Source organism: Streptomyces syringium, from assembly GCF_017876625.1.
GTDB classification, from domain to species: Bacteria; Actinomycetota; Actinomycetes; order Streptomycetales; family Streptomycetaceae; genus Streptomyces; species Streptomyces syringius.
The window spans coordinates 6,303,794-6,320,092 of sequence record NZ_JAGIOH010000001.1; the positions used below are offsets into that span (position 1 = coordinate 6,303,794).

12 protein-coding genes are annotated in these 16,299 nt (G+C 75.0%); 8 read left to right on the forward strand and 4 right to left on the reverse strand.

Features of this window, described 5'->3' with window-relative positions:
• Positions 1-67: 67 nt before the first annotated feature.
• Both JO379_RS27780 and JO379_RS27785 read right to left on the reverse strand, forming a co-directional pair.
• Complete coding sequence (locus JO379_RS27780) at positions 68-1,894, reverse strand: AMP-dependent synthetase/ligase (protein ID WP_207304048.1); 1,827 nt, start codon at positions 1,892-1,894, stop codon at positions 68-70.
• A gap of 248 nt (positions 1,895-2,142) precedes the next feature.
• Positions 2,143-3,033, reverse strand: a complete 891-nt coding sequence (locus JO379_RS27785) for a LysR family transcriptional regulator (protein ID WP_130881438.1) — start codon at positions 3,031-3,033, stop codon at positions 2,143-2,145.
• 85 nt (positions 3,034-3,118) lie between these two features.
• On the opposite strand from JO379_RS27785, the gene JO379_RS27790 reads away from it, so the two are divergent.
• Entirely contained in the window at positions 3,119-4,138 is a 1,020-nt protein-coding gene (locus tag JO379_RS27790) for a bile acid:sodium symporter family protein (RefSeq protein WP_209517475.1), read from the forward strand.
• Between the two features lie 37 nt (positions 4,139-4,175).
• Here the strand turns inward: JO379_RS27790 and JO379_RS27795 are convergent, their stop codons facing one another.
• Positions 4,176-6,125, reverse strand: a complete 1,950-nt coding sequence (locus tag JO379_RS27795) for a sialidase family protein (RefSeq protein ID WP_209517477.1) — start codon at positions 6,123-6,125, stop codon at positions 4,176-4,178.
• A gap of 136 nt (positions 6,126-6,261) precedes the next feature.
• Positions 6,262-7,224, reverse strand: coding sequence for a quinone oxidoreductase family protein (locus JO379_RS27800; protein ID WP_209517479.1), 963 nt, complete (start codon positions 7,222-7,224; stop codon positions 6,262-6,264).
• 115 nt (positions 7,225-7,339) lie between these two features.
• Here JO379_RS27800 and JO379_RS27805 point away from each other — a divergent pair, with 115 nt between their 5' ends.
• The 7 genes from JO379_RS27805 to JO379_RS27835 all read left to right on the forward strand — a co-directional run bounded on the left by JO379_RS27805 (position 7,340) and on the right by JO379_RS27835 (position 16,297).
• On the forward strand, positions 7,340-7,789 hold the full coding sequence (locus JO379_RS27805) for a MarR family winged helix-turn-helix transcriptional regulator (RefSeq protein ID WP_209517481.1): 450 nt from the start codon (positions 7,340-7,342) through the stop codon (positions 7,787-7,789).
• 155 nt (positions 7,790-7,944) lie between these two features.
• Positions 7,945-10,209, forward strand: a complete 2,265-nt coding sequence (locus JO379_RS27810; protein ID WP_209517483.1) for a SaeA-related protein — start codon at positions 7,945-7,947, stop codon at positions 10,207-10,209.
• 1 nt (position 10,210) lies between these two features.
• Positions 10,211-11,437: a TRAFAC clade GTPase domain-containing protein gene (locus tag JO379_RS27815; RefSeq protein WP_209517485.1), complete on the forward strand. Its 1,227-nt coding sequence runs from the start codon at positions 10,211-10,213 to the stop codon at positions 11,435-11,437.
• Positions 11,434-13,815: a GTPase-associated protein 1-related protein gene (locus JO379_RS27820; RefSeq protein ID WP_209517487.1), complete on the forward strand. Its 2,382-nt coding sequence runs from the start codon at positions 11,434-11,436 to the stop codon at positions 13,813-13,815. Before JO379_RS27815 ends, JO379_RS27820 begins: the two co-directional genes overlap by 4 nt.
• The gene (locus JO379_RS27825; protein WP_209517489.1) at positions 13,812-15,392 is read left to right on the forward strand and encodes a TRAFAC clade GTPase domain-containing protein; all 1,581 of its coding nucleotides are present in this window, start codon (positions 13,812-13,814) and stop codon (positions 15,390-15,392) included. The genes JO379_RS27820 and JO379_RS27825 overlap by 4 nt, the downstream gene beginning before the upstream one ends.
• Positions 15,393-15,453: 61 nt before the next feature.
• Positions 15,454-15,603 carry a hypothetical protein gene (locus tag JO379_RS27830; RefSeq protein ID WP_165451675.1) on the forward strand — a complete coding sequence of 50 codons (150 nt, stop codon included), beginning with the start codon at positions 15,454-15,456 and terminating at the stop codon, positions 15,601-15,603.
• Positions 15,604-15,634: 31 nt separating this feature from the next.
• Positions 15,635-16,297: a vWA domain-containing protein gene (locus JO379_RS27835; protein ID WP_130881929.1), complete on the forward strand. Its 663-nt coding sequence runs from the start codon at positions 15,635-15,637 to the stop codon at positions 16,295-16,297.
• The last annotated feature ends 2 nt before the right edge of the window (positions 16,298-16,299 follow it).

Consider the following 16,299-nt stretch of genomic DNA (forward strand, 5'->3'; position numbering starts at 1 on the left):
CTGCCCCGAACGCATTCCCATTACACCGATCTCGTTCACCTCTTCATCAGGCGTTTCCTCGGACGCGTCATCCGGCGCGGTACAGCGCCTCCACCTCCCGTGCGTAGGCCTTCTCGATGGCCTTCCGCTTCAGCTTCAGCGACGGAGTCAGCAGCCCGCGCTCCTCGGTGAACCGGGCCCCCAGTATCCGGAACGTACGGATGGACTCGGACTGCGAGACGAGGGTGTTGGCGGCCACCACCGCCCGCCGGACCTCGGCCTCCAGCTCCGGGTCGCGCACCAGGTCACCCGGCGGCGGCGCCGGCTTCCCCCGGATGGCCAGCCAGTGCGCCACCGCTTCCGGATCGAGGGTGACGAGCGCGGCGAGATAGGGGCGGTTGTTGCCGACGACCACGCACCGGTCGACCAGCGGGTGCGACCGTACCCGCTCCTCCAGCGGCAGCGGCGACACGCTCCGCCCGCTGGACGTCACCAGGATCTCCTTCTTCCGCCCGGTGATGGTCAGATAGCCGTCCGCGTCCAGCTCGCCCACGTCACCGGTGGCGAGCCAGCCGCCGCGCAGCACGGCGTCGGTGGCCTTCCGGTCGCTCAGATAACCGGTGAAGACCTGCCCGCCGCGCAGCCAGATCTCCCCGTCCTCCGCGATGTGCACGGTCGTCCCCGGGACGGGCTGCCCCACGGTCCCGAACCGGGTCCGCTCGGGCGGATTGGCGGTCGCGGCCCCGGTCGTCTCGGTCAGCCCGTACCCCTCGAAGACCGTGATCCCCGCGCCCGCGAAGAACAGCCCCAGCCGCCGCTCCATGGCCGAGCCGCCCGACATGGCGTGCCGCACCCTGCCGCCCAGCGCCTCGCGCACCTTGGCGTAGACGAGCCGGTCGTAGAGCTGGTGCTGTACCCGCAGCCCGGCGGACGGCCCCGGCCCGGTGCCGAACGCCTTGTGCTCCAGCGCCTCCGCGTAGCGCACCGCCACATCGACGGCCTTGTCGAACGGCCCGGCCTTGCCGTCGTTCTCCGCGGCCCGCCGACCGGCGGCGAAGACGTTCTCGAAGACCTGGGGGACGGCGAGGACGAACGTCGGGCGGAAGGCCCGCAGGTCGGGCAGCAGCGCGGCGGCCGTCGCCTGGGGCTGGTGGCCCAGCTTGACCCGGCCGCGCACCGCCGCGACCTGCACCATCCGCCCGAAGACATGGGCGAGCGGCAGGAACAGCAGCGTGGCCGCCTCGTCGCCCGGCCGGGAGTGGAAGACCCGCTCGTAGCGCCGGACGATGTTGTCGGACTCGGCCATGAAGTTGGCGTGGGTGAGCACACAGCCCTTCGGCCGCCCGGTGGTGCCCGAGGTGTAGATGACCGTCGCCGGTGTGGAGGGGGTGAGCGCCATGCGGTGCCGGTGCACCACCTCGTCGTCGACCCGCTCCCCGGCCGCGCCGAGCTCGTCGACCGCCCCCGTGTCCAGCTGCCACAGCCGGGTGAGGTGCGGAAGCCGGTCGATGACCGAGCCGACGGTCATCGCGTGGTCCTCGTGCTCGACGACACACGCGGTGACGCCCGCGTCGTGCAGCATCCAGAAGACCTGCTCGGCGGAGGAGGAGGCGTACAGCGGAACGGGCTGCGCGCCGATCGTCCACAGCGCGAAGTCGAAGAGCGTCCACTCGTACCGCGTGCGGGACATGATGGCGACCCGGTCGCCGAACCGGACCCCCCGCGCGAGCAGCCCCTTCGCCAGCGCCATGACCTCGTCGCGGAACGCGGCCGCGGTCACGTCCCGCCACCGGCCGTCCGTCTTGCGGCCGAGGGCGACCCGCTCCGGGTCCTCCTCGGCGTGGGAGAACACGACGTCCGCCAGTCCTCCGACGTGGGGCGCCGTCGCCAGCGGTGGGACGGTGAACTCGCGCAACTGACGCTCCTTGTGACGCTCCGCACAGCGCCGTGACCGTACCCGGCCGGGGACCGGCCCGAACCCCTTTCCTACCGCTTGATGCCCGGCGCCCGGAGGGATCCGCACGGAATCTCCGCGCCGGGCGCACCGGCACTCCTTCTGCCCGCGTCAGGCCTGGACCACACCCGGTGGCAGGCCTGGACCAGGGCACCCGAGGGCCGGGACCCGCGGCTCACGGGACCCCCGCGGCTCACGGATCCCACAGCTCACGCCGGGCCCGGGGCGAAGCCGTCCGGGCCGTGCAGCCGGTCGCCGCCCGCGAGGATCGCCGCCGCGAGCGCCTCCGCGGGCTCCCGTGCCGCGCCACCCCGCGCGGTGCCGTGCAGCAGCACCATGTCGACGGCGCCCAGCTCCGGCAGCCCCGCCCGGGCCGGGATCCGCACCAGCCCCGGCGGGATCATGCCCCGCGCGTGCGCCATTACCCCCAGCCCGGCGCGCGCCGCCGCGACCAGGCCGTTGAGGCTGCCGCTCGTACACGTCACCCGCCAGGCGCGGCCGTCACGCTCCAGCGCCTGAAGCGCCCGCGCCCGGGTCACCGCGGGCGGCGGGTAGACCACCAGCGGCAGGGGCCGGCCGGCGTCCAGACGCAGTCGCTCGGCCCCGATCCACACCAGCTTGTCCCGCCACACCAGGTGCCCCCGCGGCCCGTCCGGGCGCCGCTTGGCGAGCACCAGGTCGAGCCGTCCGGCCGCGAGGTGCTCGTGCAGCGTGCCCGACAGCTCCACCGTCAGCTCCAGATCGACCTCGGGGTGCTCGCGGCGGAAGCCCTCCAGGATCTCCGGCAGCCGGGTCGACACGAAGTCCTCCGACGCCCCGAACCGCAGCCGCCCGCGCAGCCGGGTCCCCGCGAACCAGCTCGCGGCCCGCTCGTTCGCCTCCAGGATCGTCCCCGCGAAGCCGAGCATCGCCTCGCCGTCCTCGGTCAGCCGCACGCTGTGCGTGTCACGGACGAACAACAGCCGCCCGGCCGCGTCCTCCAGCCGGCGCACCTGCTGGCTGACCGTCGACTGCCGCAGACCGAGGCGGTGGGCGGCCTGCGTGAAGCTCAGCGTCTGGGCGACGGTCAGAAAGGTGCGCAACTGCGTCGGATCGAACATGGACCGAGGCTATCGCCAATGGTGATAACAGTCAGAGCAGTGAACGGGGTTCCCGATGGATCGTCCCAGAGGCAGGGTGGACGTCATGCGACGCCCCGCCTTCCTCTCCCGCCTCCCGGTGGACCCGTACATCGCGGCCCTGCTCGGCACGGTCGCGCTCGCCGCGCTGCTGCCCGCCCGGGGCCCGGCCGCGGGCGTCGCCGACGGCGCGTCCACGGGCGCGGTCGCCCTGCTGTTCTTCCTCTACGGGGCCCGGCTCTCCACCCGCGAGGCGATGGACGGCATGCGGCACTGGCGACTGCACCTCACGGTCCTGGCCGCCACCTTCCTCCTCTTCCCACTGCTCGGCCTCGCCTCCCGGGGGCTCGTGCCGTACGTCCTGACGCCGGAACTCCAGGCCGGGCTGCTCTTCCTGTGCCTGGTGCCCTCCACCATCCAGTCCTCGATCGCCTTCACCTCCCTCGCCCGCGGCAACGTGGCGGCCGCGGTCTGCGCGGGCTCGTTCTCCAGCGTCGTGGGCATCGTCCTCACCCCGCTGCTGGCGGCCCTGCTGCTGGGCGGCAGCGGCGGCTTCCCGCCGCACTCACTGGTGTCGATCGTGGGCCGGCTGCTCCTGCCCTTCCTGGCGGGCCAGCTGCTCAGGCGCCGGGTCGGCGGTTTCCTCATCCGCCACGGCAAGGCGCTGGGTTATGCCGACCGGGGTTCGATCCTCCTCGTCGTCTACGCGGCGTTCAGCGAGGGGATGGTGAGGGGGGTATGGCACCAGGTGACCCCACTGCGGCTGCTCGCGCTCGTCGGGGTGGAGGCCGTGCTGCTGGCCGTGATGCTCACCCTCACCGGCTACGGCTCGCGGTGGCTCGGCTTCGGCCGCGAGGACCGGACAGCGATCGTCTTCTGCGGCTCGAAGAAGAGCCTCGCCGCCGGGCTCCCGATGGCCGGCGTCCTCTTCGGCGCCCACGCGAGCCTCGCGGTCCTGCCGCTGATGCTCTTCCACCAGATGCAGCTGATGGTCTGCGCGGTATTGGCGAGAAGATACGCGCGCGACAGTGGGTCTCTCCCCGCCCACCCACGGGAGGCCCGTATCCCAAGCCCGTCCGGCGATTGAGGACGCTCCGCGCAGCGGCAACGGTGGGATCGGGGAACTACACGACGTCCAGCGGCAGCCGCAAAACGGTGTCACCGATCGCCGCCCCCGACTCCCGCAACATCCCCAGCTCCCCGTCCGACAACGCCCGCCGGTACACCCGTACCTCGTCCAGCTCCCCCGTCAGATGCCACCGGCTGTCCGGCTTCTGCCCCAGATGCACCCCGAAGGTCGACGTGCGGCTGACCGTTCCCGGCACATCGGGTACGGACGTGCTTGCGCCGTCGACGATGAGCGTGAGGAGCCCGTCCGCGCGGCGCAGCGCCGCGTGGTGCCACTGCCCGTCGTGGTACGCGCCGGCCGCCCGCACCGTGGCGGTCCGCGACGGGCCCCGGCCCACGATGCCGGTGATCTGTCCGGTGATCCGCCGCGCACCCGGCTCGCCGCGCAGCACCACCTGCGGGGCCCCGCCGACCCCGCCCATCCACAGCAGCGGCTGCTCGCCCCGGGCGGCGGTGTAGCGGAACCACAGCGAGGCCGTGAAGTCCCCGTCGCCCAGCGGCAGGGAGGCCCGGTGGGGGAGGCGCACCGCGTCGTCCCTGCCGTCGAAGGCGAGCGCTCCGCCGAACCGGCCGCCGACCGGCCGGGCCCCGCCGAGCACGTAGGCACCCCGCGCGCCCGGCGCGTGGTCCGGGGTCGTGGGACCGGGGCCACGGCGCGGGCCGAGCCAGTCCTCGGTGAAGCGGGCGAAGCGCATCTCGTCGCGGGCGTCGGCCTTGCCGGCCTCGTAGAGCAGCCCGGTGGTGGCGCGGCCGACGACCGTCATGTCGGAGTAGCCGGACCAGTCGGCGGTGACCGCCCGGCCGCGGTCGACGCCTTCCCAGGTGCGGCCCTGGTCGTACGAGGAGCGGATGGTCATCGTGCGGCGGCGGTCGGGGTCGGCGGGCGCGGAGAACAGCCAGCGGCCGGACGGCAGCGGCAGGACGGTCCCCTGGACCATGGGGGTGTACAGGTCGGGGACGGCCCTGAAGGGCGCGGCGAAGTGCCCGCCCCCGTCACGGCTGACGGCGTGGTCGCGGTTGCCGAGGTCCGTGCCGTCCTGCTCCCGACCGCCCACGTACACGGTGCCGCCGGAGTCGGAGTCGGAGCCGGAGCGGTCGTCGGGCTCGGTCCGCTCGGCGAGGGTCAGTTCGGACGGCTTCTGCCGGTACGTGCCGTCGGGGCGGATCCGGTGGGTGTCCACCGCGCCGAGCCGCCAGTGGGCACCGGAGTCGTCGCTGTAGGCGAGCGCCGCGTGGTTCGCCGTGGGCCGCGTGCCGTCGTGGCTCTCGGCGTTGACCCCGACGATCAGCCGGCCCCGGTGCCGCCCGCGCGTGAGCTGGATGCCGTGGCCCGGCCCGGTCGCGTACCAGGAGTTCCAGCCGCGCGGCCGGAGCGTCGCGCTCAGGTCGCGCGGCCGCGACCAGGTCAGACCGTCGTCGTCGCTGTACTGGAGATGGGGGGTGCGCTCACAGGGCGTATCGCAGTTCCCGGCGTCCGGACGGCCCTTGTTGTACGTGGTGGCCAGCACGATCCGGCCGGTGCGCCGGTCGACGACGGGCGCCGGGTTGCCGTGCGTGTCGCCGCGCCCGGCGTCGACGACACGCAGCGGGCCCCAGGTGCGGCCGCCGTCGGTGGACCGCTTGAGGACGACGTCGATGTCGGTGGCGTCGCCGCAGTTGTGCTTGCGGCCCTCGGCGAAGGCGAGGAGCGTGCCGCGCACGGTGGTGACGAGCGCGGGAATGCGGTAGCAGGCGTAGCCGGGGTCCTGCGCGGCCTTGAACAGCACGCGCTCCTCGAAACCGGTACGGGCCACGGTGGAGGGGTCCGCGGCGGGGTCTTCCAGTGCCGTGGCCGGTGGCTGGGGGAGAAGGGCGAGTACGGCGCCCGCGAGCACGGCGCCGGTGACACGCCGTACGGCGGTGCGTCTGAGGGTGCGCGGGGGCTGTGCCGGAGGAAGCGGCGCCATGGCCCGTCCCTTTCGCGTCGAGGCACGTCATGACATGTCGTGACACGGTGGACCGGGCGTCCCACACCACCCATGTCCGGTGGGCCGAACGTACGTGGCGGCTCCTCACCCCACAAGCGCCATGAGCCGAATGCGCTCACACGGGTCGCAGGACCACCTTCCCCCGGTTGGTGCGGGACTCGATGATCGCGTGCGCCGTGGCCGCCTCCTCCAGCGGCAGTTCGACGTGGACGCGCGGCCGCAGCCGCCCGGCGGTGAACAGTCCCCACAGCTCCTGCCGCCACCGCTCCATCAGCGCGGGGCGGTGGCGGGCGACGAGCGCCATCTGGAAGCCGATGGCGGACTTGGCGCCCACCAGCAGGTCGTAGGCCTCGATGGTCCCGCCGCCCGAGCCGTACGCCACCAGCCGGCCGCCCGGTGCCAGCGAGGCGACGGCGGGGGAGAGCAGCTCGCCGCCGACCGCGTCCAGGGCGATGTCCACGGGTTCGAAGGGCATCGCGGCCGCTTCGGGTCCGCCGCGGGTGGGGAGTTCGTCGTAGCTCACGACCTCGTCCGCCCCCAGCGACCGTACGAAGTCCGCCTTCGCGGCCGAGCCGACGGCGGCCACGACCCGCCCGGCGCCACGCGCCTTCGCCAGCTGCACGGCGAGGTGCCCGGCGCCGCTCGCGGCCGCCGTCACCAGCACCGACTCGCCCTCGGCCGGGCGGGCGGCCTCGTAGGCGCCGAGGGCGACCAGTCCGCAGCGCACGAGCGCGACCGCGTCGGTGGCGCTCGCGCCCTCGGGGACGGATGAGGCCATGGCGGAGTGGAGGAGGGAGTGGTCGGCGTAGCCGTCGCCGAAGCACAGGCCCGTGACGCGCTCGCCGACCGCGAAGCCGGTCACGTCCGGGCCGACGGCGACGATCTTCCCGGCGACCTCGCCGCCCAGGCTCGCGGGCAGCGGCAGACCGCCGCCGCGGACCTTGCGGACCACCGGCAGGGTGACGCCGATCGCCTCGGTGCGCAGCAGCAGTTCGCCGGGGCCCGGCCGCGGTACGTCGGTCTGCTCGACGCGCAGGACCTCGGGGCCGCCGTTCTCGTGATACCGGACGCGACGCATGGGTTACCTCTACCTCCACCGATGTCGTTGGTGGCTCCAACGATACGAGAATTCATGGGTGAGGCCAATGGTTTTTCGTGGGGGTGCCCAACGATTCGGTGGATAGGGTGCCGCCATGTCAGAGAACGAGCCCGCCCTCACCCGGATCCGCTCCCTGCCCAGCTGGCTGCTGGGCCGCGCCTCCGCACGCGGCCGCCGCCTCGTGGGCGAGGCGCTGGCCCGCGAAGGCATGCGCATGCCGCACCACGCGGTGCTGTCCGCCGTCGCCGACCTCGGGCCGGTGGCCCAGGCCGAACTCGGCCGCACCACCGGCTTCGACCCCAAGGACATGGTCGGCATCCTCAATGACCTCCAGGCCGACGACCTCGTCACCCGCACTCCCGACCCGGGCGACCGCCGTAAGAACGCCATCACCATCACCCCCGAGGGACGCAGACGTCTCACCCGGCTCGCGAAACTGGGCGACGAGGCGAACGAGGCACTGCTCGCCCCGCTCACCCCCGCCGAGCGGGAACAGTTCCTCGCCCTGCTGACCCGGGTCGTGGAGGCCGCGGGCCAGGCCTGACCTTCCCCGCCCGCCCTTTCTTCGAAAGCGCGGGCGAGAGTCCCCCGGATCTGGTGGGATGTCACTTCGCACGGAACGGGGCACGGGGCACGGGGGCGAGAGCAATGGGTCGGGACTTCGGGGATGTCCTCGGGCTGCCACAAGCCCTGCCGGACATGCCGCTCTCCCCCCTCGTGCCCGGCTGGGCCGAACTCCGCGCCGCCGAACGGGCCGCGGGATTCCGGCACGCCGCCGACGCGCTGCTGCCGCCCGGCAGCACCGGCGGCGCCCCCGGCGCGTACTTCCAGATCCTGGACGGGCTGCGCGTCCCCGGCCGCGGCGGACGCCGCAGACACGTCGACCGCGCCCTGCTGGCCGAGGCCCGCGACGCGGCCCTGCGCGCGGGCGCGCCGGAGCCGGTGCGCTCCCTCTTCGCCCACTACGACGCCGCCCTCGCCGAGCACCCCATGGGCCTGCGCCGGGTCGTCCTGTACCAACTCCTCCAACTGCTGCGCGACACCCCGCGCGGCCCCAGCGCCCAGGCGGCGACGGCCCTCGGCGTCGACCCCGCCGAAGCCGCGGCCCTCGCCCACGCCGCCCGCCGCGCGGCCCGGACCACGCCCGCCGCCCGCGCGGCGGCCGAGACCCTGCTCGACGTCTGGCGGGCCGGACACACCCGGCGGGCCCACGCCCTCACCCGGCAGGTACCCGCCACGGCACCCGCCCCGGCGGGTGATCAGCGTCTCGCCCACCTGGTGACCCGCGTCGCGTCCCGGGCCCGCCGCACCGACGCCCTCCTCCGGGAAGCCCACGCCCTGGAACGCCGCGGCGCCACGGATGCGGCGGCCGACCACTACCTGCGCGCCCTGCTCACCGCCGAGGACGACACCGACGCCCTCCACGGCCTCCTGCGCACCTGCCGCCCCACCGTCCTGCGCGCCGAGGTCCGGCAGGACGGCGTCCGGCTGCGCCGGCCCGCCGACCCCCAGCAGCCCCCGGACCACCGCACCTGGCGGCTCCTGCGCGGCGCGGCGGGGCGCGACGCGTGGACGGAACTCACCGTCCCCACGCCCACCAGCGGCGGCGGCGACATCGTCGACGGGGCCGCCCCGCTCGGCGAGCGCGTCCGCTACGCCGCCCTTCCGCTCGACGGCGGCCGGATCGCGGGAAGACCGCTCGTCAGCGCCGAGGTCCTCGTCGCACCCGAGGTGTCGGACGTGACGCTGGCCGACGGCCGGGCCCGCGTCGACGCCCAGTGGCGGACCCCGCCGGGCACCCACCGGGTCACCGTCGTACGGACCGGCCCGGACCCCGCGGCCACCGACGTGCCCGCCGGCCCGCACGGATTCACCGACCGGGGCCTGCCGCCCGGCGAGCACCGCTACCGGATCCATTGCGTCTACCGCACCGCCGCAGGCCGGGAGGTCCGCTCCCCGGGGGTGGCCGCCCACCGTACCGTCCACCCCTGGCCCGACCCTGTGACCGGCCTGACCGTACGCCAGGGCGAGGAACCCGGCGTCCTGGACGTCGACTGGACCGGTGGGGCCCGCGGACAGGTGCGGCTCCTCGACTGGCCCGGCCCGCCGCCCCCGCCCGGCGAGGATCTGCGCACGCCCGCCGCCGACCTGCCGCCCGAGCTGTCCTGGCCCCCGTGCGGAGCGCCCCGGGCCGGGAGCGCCGCGTACCGCCCGCCGGCCGGTGCCACCACCCGCCTCACCGCCGTCACCGTCCTCGGCGACCGGGTCGTGGCGGGCCCCAGCGTGCGCGTCGACGTGCCCGAAGGCGTGCCGGAGCTCACGGCCCGCCGCACCGAGCCCACCCGCGCCCGGCTGACCTTCGACTGGCCGCGCGCCACGGACCGCGTCCTCGTCCGCTGGTGGCAGTCGGACCAGGCCCACGAGCGGCGGCTGACCCGCAGCGCCTACCTCCGCGAGGGCCTCCACCTCGCCCTCACCCGCGCGCCCGCGCGGTTCCGCGTCGAACCCCTCGCGGTCGCCGACGCGGACGTCGTCCTCCCGCCCGCCTGCGCCGAGACCGTCCTCCCCGCAGACGTGGCCATCGGCTACGCGCTCGACCGCCCCGGCTTCCTCACCGCCCGACGCCGCCGCGTCACCGTCCAGGCCGACACCCCCGAACCCGCCGGGCCGGCCGGTGAAACGGGTGAAGCCGCCCCGGAACTACCCGGGTTCGTGCTGGTCGCCCGCGCGGCAGGCACCTCCCGCCAGGCACCGGCCCCGCCGCGCACCGAGCGGGACGGCACGCCCGTACTGCGCCTGAGCGGCGCGGAGTTGCTCGCCGGGCCCGTGCGGTGCGACCTCGACGCCGCCGTGGCCGACGCGGGGGTCCGCCGCCCGTATACCCTGCGAGCCTTCCTGACCGGGCCGCACGCCCCTGCCGTACGACTCGAAGAACCCCCGCACAAGGACCTGGTGGTGCGCTGACATGACGACCGTCATCTGTCCCTACTGCTTCACCCGTGGCCAGTCCGGCCGGCTCGGCTACCGCTGTCTGATGTCCGCCTCCGGCATCCGCGGCGGCACCAAGTGCGACCCCGAACGGGACGACGTGTGGGCCCAGTTCAAAGGCGCCTCCGTCGCCCCGCAGGCCCGGATGCGCGGCCCCGTCTTCGACCCGCCGCGCGCCTTCCGCATCGGCGCCAAGCGGGCCGACTGCCCGGGCTGCGGCGTCGCCACCCCCGTACGGGTCTGCCGGCAGTGCCACAGCGACCTGCCCAGCGACTACTGCGACCAGGACAGCCGCATCATCGCCCTGGTGGGCGCCAAGGCCACCGGCAAGAGCACCTACGTCGCCGTGCTCGTCAACGAGTTGAGACACCGCGTCGGCGGCGCCTACCGGGCGTCGCTGGCCGCGATGGGCAGCGACACCCAGCGCCGCGACCGGGACATGGCCGCCGAACTCTACGAACGGCTCCAGCTCCCCGAAGCCACCCGGCCCGCCGCGCTGGGCTTCAACGACCCGCTGCTGTACCGGCTGAGCGTGCCCCACCGGGGCCGGTTCGGCGAAGGCAGCCGGCACACCGCCCTCGTCTTCTTCGACGCCGCCGGCGAGGACCTGCGCAACGCCGAGGCCATGGACCGCTACACCGCCTACCTCGCCGCCGCCGACGGCATCATCCTGCTGGTCGACCCGCTGCAGATGGCGCCCGTCAGGGAAGAGCTGGGCTCCGCCGGCGGGCCGCCCCTGCCGCCGGTGGAGACCGCGCCCCAGCAGATCGCCGCCGACGTGGCCGCCCAACTGCGCGGCCACGGCCGCTCCGGCTCCCGCGGCCGCCTGTCCACCCCCATCGCCGTGGCGCTCACCAAGACGGACATGCTGCGCCCGCTGCTCTCCCCCCAGTCGCCGCTGCACCACAACGCCCCGCACCACGGCGGCGCCCTGGACGAGGCCGAGCGCCCCGTCGTCCACGAGGAGGTGCGCTCGCTGCTGGAGGGCTGGGACGGCGGGGCGCTGTGCCGGCAGCTCGACAGCGACTTCTCCGACGTCGCCCTCTTCGGCCTCTCCGCGCTCGGCGCCCCGCCGCCGGCCGACGCCCCCGCCGACGCCCCCAAGTCCGGCCCCCAGCCCACCCGGGTGGAGGACCCCCTGCTGTGGCTGCTGGCCCGCCGCGGCCTGCTGCCCGTCCGCAAGGCCAAGAAGGGAGCCGCGTGAACCTGCCGCAGCTGCACTACACCTCCGCCGCCCCCGGCCCGGACGGCTCCGGTTTCCGCTTCACCGCCGTCAGCGCCGCCCTGCCCACCGCGCTGCTGGGGGAGGTCGAGCAACTGGTGGGGTACGAACCCCCGCGCGACGCCCCCGGCCGCCCGACCCGCGACGAACTCGCCGTGTTCCCCGTCGCCTTCAGCCACAACGCGCTGTCCGACGGCAGCCGGCTGCTGTGCCGGACGGTCTACACCGGCACCGACTACAGCGGCCGCTACGGCAACTTCCACGCCCACGCCGTCCGCCTGCCCGAGGACGGCTCCCTGCCCGGCGGCCTGCTGCCCATCGAGGCGTGGGAGTCACCGTCGTGGACCGACCGCACCCCCGACGAGCGCCACCCCGGCCCGCTCACGACCCTGACCCCCGCCCGGCGGGTCGACCGCGCCGGCCTGATCCGCTTCTGCCGCGCCCGCGCGGACCGGCTCGAACCCTTCCTCGCCGACGTACGAGCCCTGCTGCACACCCCCGACGCCCCGCAGCTCCTCGTCGTCGAACGCGACAGCGCCGACACCGCGCACTGGATCGCCGTCGCCAGCGCCGTCCTGCCCCGCGACCGGGCCGACCGGCTCACCTTCACCACCTACACCCGCCGGCCCCAGCTCGCCCGCCAGCAGATCGTCGGCACCCTCCCGGACGCCGACTTCGACCTCGCCGGGGCCGCCGCCGACCACCGCTACCGCGTCCACGACTGCGCCGGAGGCCACTCCAGCCCCGCCCGCCGGGAGCCGGACCCCTGGGCGGCCGTCGCCGCCCGCGTCTGGCTGGCCGACCGGCCCGAACTCTTCGCCGAGGCGGCCCGGACCGGCCACGACACCGGCTCTGACGCCGGGCTGCTGGCCGTCCTCGCGGCCCGCGCCGGCATCACCCTCGACGCCACCGGGCGCACCGCCGCGGCCCGCGCCGCCCACGAGCACACCGGGTCCGACGACACCCTCTGGCCGCCGCTGCTCACCACCCTCGCCGCCGGCGGCACGGACCGCACCCCCGAGGAATGGACGGCCCTCGCCGGGCTCGCCGAGGAATTCTCCCGACTGGCCGACGACACGGCCACCGCTCCCCTCCGGGGCGACCTGCACGACGCACTCGACCGGGCGGCGGCCGCCCCCGACAGCCCCCTCGGCCCGCTCCTCGCCCTGCTCGGCCTCGCCGACGCACTCCGCGCCACCTACGGCGGCGCCGGGCCCGCCCTCACCGCCCGCCTCACCGCGGCCCTGCTGGACGGCACCGCCGAGGACCGCCAAGCCGTGCGCACCGCCCTCGCCCCGCACGGCACCCTCACCGCCACCGTGCTCGACGCCCTCGACCAGCACGCCGCGACCGACGACCCGGGCCGTGTCTCCCACGCCCTCGCCGCACTGCCCGACGCCGACCTCACCGGTCACCCCCACCTCAGGACGGCCCGCGAGTTCGGCGTCCTGACGGCCGACGGCCGGCTGCGCCCCGACCGGCCGGCCCTGCTCGACGCGCTCATGAAGGCCGCCGGCGCCGAGCACCAGGCCGAACCGTCCGTCCTGCGCGCCGCCTTCCGCCTCGTCCAGGGCGACCGCCCGCTGCGCCCCGTGGAGGCGGGCACCCTGCTCGCCCAGCTCCCCGCGGCCTGGCACCGCGCGGCGGGCCTCGACGAGGTGTTCATCCAGGCCGCCCTGGACAGCGCCCCCGACGACCGGGAGGCACCCGACCTCGCCAAAGCCCTGCTCGTCCACTGCGCGAGCGCCCTCGCCCCCCGGCAGCGGGCCGCGCTGCTCCTCCTCGAACTGGCCGGCGAGCTGACCACCGGCGAAGCCCAGCCGGGGTTCACCGAACGGGCGCTCGCCGTACGCCCCCAGGCGGCCCCCCTCGAACCCGGCATCGAGGAACGACTCGGCAGGGCCCTCGCCGACCGGCTGCTGGCCGAACGACAGCCCCCCGGCGAACTGCGAGCCCTCATCCACTCCGGCGACGAGATGCTGCTGCGCACCTACACCGAGCGGGCCCGCGGTGACGGCGTCGGCAGCGCGCTGCGCCGCTCCCCGTCGTACGCGGCCGCCTGCTTCGTCGCCTGGCACACCGCCTCCGGAGCCGACCCCCTCTGGGAGCGGACCCGCACCGAACTGCTGTCCTCCGTGCTGAAGCCCGTCGTACGCCGGATGCCCGCCGAGGACGTCGACGCCCTCCTGGAGAGCCTGCGACGACGAGGAGGCGGCTGGGCCGAGGCGTTCGGGGACTGGCACCGGCCCGGCGTGCTCGGCAGGCTCGGCGGCCGCTGGCGCGGCCGCGGCGGCCGGGCCCCCGGACCCGCCTACGGGCCGGGAGACATCGAACGCCCCGGTGAGGAGCACGGCCGATGACCTACTTACTGGGCGGACCGTTCCAACTCTGCGTCCTCGCCGTCTTCCTGCGCACCGCACCGGAGTTCCTCTGGCGCGCCCTCAGCACGACCGGCCGCTGCCTGGGGCCGTGGCAGCCCGGCGTCCCCGACCCGCGCCTCGAGCGGCCCGGCACGGCGGGCGAACCGGCCCACTTCTCGTACTGGTTCCGCCAGGTGTGGAAGGACATCGGCTCCGCCTCGCGCAGCGGAGCCCGCGCCGTCGAACACACCCTGACCAAGGAGTGGTACGGCCGGATCACGCGCAATCTGCTGCACGGCCGCCGCCCGGGCGGCTCCCGGGGGGTGAACGGCTTCACCCGCTGCGTCCTGTGGCTGACCGGCCTGGGCGTCGCCGTGGGCGCGGCCCTCGGCGCGGCCTGCACCGCCGGACTGTTCGCGGTCATACTGCTGATGCTCGCCCTGCTGGTCGCCGTGGTGTGCGCGGCCCTCGCCGCGACCGCCCTCGCCGCGCGGGCCGTGGAAAGAGCCGGGCTGCTCGCCCGCGGCGTCCGTATGAAGTGCCCCTACCCCGGCTGCTACCGGCCGATCGCCCTGCCGGTCTACCACTGCCCGGACTGCGGTGCCTCCCACGCCCGCCTGCGCCCGGGCCGCTTCGGCGCCCTGTGGCGGATCTGCGCGTGCGGCCGGAAGCTCGCCACCAGCCTTCCGGCCGGCCGCGACGCCCTGACCGGGCACTGCCCGCACTGCGACGAGCGGCTGCCCCGGAAGCTGGCCGCCGCGCGGATCGTCCACGTGCCGATCGTCGGCGGCACGTCGTCGGGCAAGACGATGCTGCTGGCGGCCATGGTCGCCGGGCTGCGCTCCTGGGACCGGCGCGGTTCGCTGGAGGTGGAGTTCGCCACCGTCGAGGACGCGCGGGAGCTCGACGCGCTCGACCGGCAGCTGGCCGGCGACGGCTTCGCCTACGCCACCACCGCCCGGCAGCCACGGGCCTTCATGCTGCGGGTCTCCCGCGGACGGCGCCGTCGGCTGCTGTATCTGTACGACCCGATGGGCGAGACGCTGCGGGACGCGAAGACGGTCCGCGAACAGCAGTACCTCGCGCACGCCACCGGGGTCGTCATGGTCGTGGACGCGCTGGCCGAGCCCGGGGTGCGCGCCCGGCTGGGCGGCGACGACGCGCCACGGGCGGTCTCCGCCCGCCCCTCCCCGGAGGGCCCCACCGCCACGTACGACCGGCTGGCGGGGGAGATGCAGGCACTGACCGGCCGGCGCCGGCGCACCCCCGTCGCCACGGTGGTGACCAAGCGGGACGTCCTCGACCAGCTGGTCTCCCTGCCCGTGCCCGGTCCGCGCATCGACTCCTGGCTGGAGAGCATCGGGCTGGGCAATCTGGTGCGCGGCCTCGACCACAGCTTCGGCCGCACCCGCTACTGGGCGGTCAGCGCCCACGCCGCCACGGGAGCGGACGCGCAGAGCGGTGAACAGCGCCGGGCGGCCGAGCCGGTCCTCTGGCTGCTGTCACAAACGGGACTTCCCGTAAGGAAGTTGCTCGCGGCCGAGGTCGCCGAGGCCCGTGGGGCGGGAAAACGCTGACGGGCCCCACAGACCCGGTTAGGGTCGACGCTGTCTGGAACGACGAGGGAGACCACCCCAGGTGACACCCGCATCCACCCGCGCACCCACCGGGGTGCCCACCCATACCGCGCGGCAACGCCGCGTCGTCCTGGGCCTGTTCGTCGCCGCGTCCGCCATGGTGGGTGGCGCGGCCGTGGCCATCGTCCTGCTCATGCTGAACGGAGGGTGATATCGACGTGAGCGACATTCCCGGAGGCCCGATGGAGAACCGCCCGGTTCACTTCATCTGGATCCTCGACTGCTCGTACTCCATGTCCGGGGAGAAGATCGGGCAGCTCAACTACGCGATCCGGGAAGCGATCCCGGAGATGCGGTCGGTCGCCCACGACAACCCGGCGGCCCAACTGCTGGTGCGGGTCATGACCTTCTCCACCACGGCGCAGTGGCACACGCCCGTCCCCGTCTCCATCGACGACTTCACCTGGCAGGACGTCCAGGTCGACGGCGGAACCAACCTGGGCGCGGCGCTCGCCCTCGCCGCCCGCGAGCTGGAGACGCCGCCCATGCCGCAGCGGGCGCTCAAGCCCGTGCTGGCCCTGGTGTCGGACGGCCAGCCCCTCGACGAGTGGCGGACGGGCCTCAAGGCCATCGACGCGACGCCCTGGGGCAAGAAGGCCGTACGCGTGGCCATCGCCATCGGCCAGGACGCCGACCGGGGCGTGCTGCAGGAATTCCTCGGCAACCCCGAGCTGCCCGTTCTCGACGCGAACAGCCCCAAGCAGCTGGCGGCGGCGATCCGCTGGGCCTCGACCGCCGCGGTGAAGGCCGCCTCGCAGCCCGTCGCCGGCGGTCTCACCAAGGCCCCCGGGCCCGCGTTCGCGCCGCCCACGCTCGACGACGACGATGACGACGCCGTGTGGTGAGC

Bases quoted from the DNA above. Each gene is read 5' to 3' on its own strand.
- JO379_RS27835 (WP_130881929.1), top strand. From the start codon at position 15,635: ATGGAGAACCGCCCGGTTCACTTCATCTGGATCCTCGACTGCTCGTAC.
- JO379_RS27805 (WP_209517481.1), top strand. From the start codon at position 7,340: ATGTCAGAGAACGAGCCCGCCCTCACCCGGATCCGCTCCCTGCCCAGC.
- JO379_RS27795 (WP_209517477.1), bottom strand. From the start codon at position 6,125: ATGGCGCCGCTTCCTCCGGCACAGCCCCCGCGCACCCTCAGACGCACC.
- JO379_RS27800 (WP_209517479.1), bottom strand. From the start codon at position 7,224: ATGCGTCGCGTCCGGTATCACGAGAACGGCGGCCCCGAGGTCCTGCGC.
- JO379_RS27815 (WP_209517485.1), top strand. From the start codon at position 10,211: ATGACGACCGTCATCTGTCCCTACTGCTTCACCCGTGGCCAGTCCGGC.
- JO379_RS27785 (WP_130881438.1), bottom strand. From the start codon at position 3,033: ATGTTCGATCCGACGCAGTTGCGCACCTTTCTGACCGTCGCCCAGACG.
- JO379_RS27810 (WP_209517483.1), top strand. From the start codon at position 7,945: ATGCCGCTCTCCCCCCTCGTGCCCGGCTGGGCCGAACTCCGCGCCGCC.
- JO379_RS27825 (WP_209517489.1), top strand. From the start codon at position 13,812: ATGACCTACTTACTGGGCGGACCGTTCCAACTCTGCGTCCTCGCCGTC.
- JO379_RS27790 (WP_209517475.1), top strand. From the start codon at position 3,119: ATGCGACGCCCCGCCTTCCTCTCCCGCCTCCCGGTGGACCCGTACATC.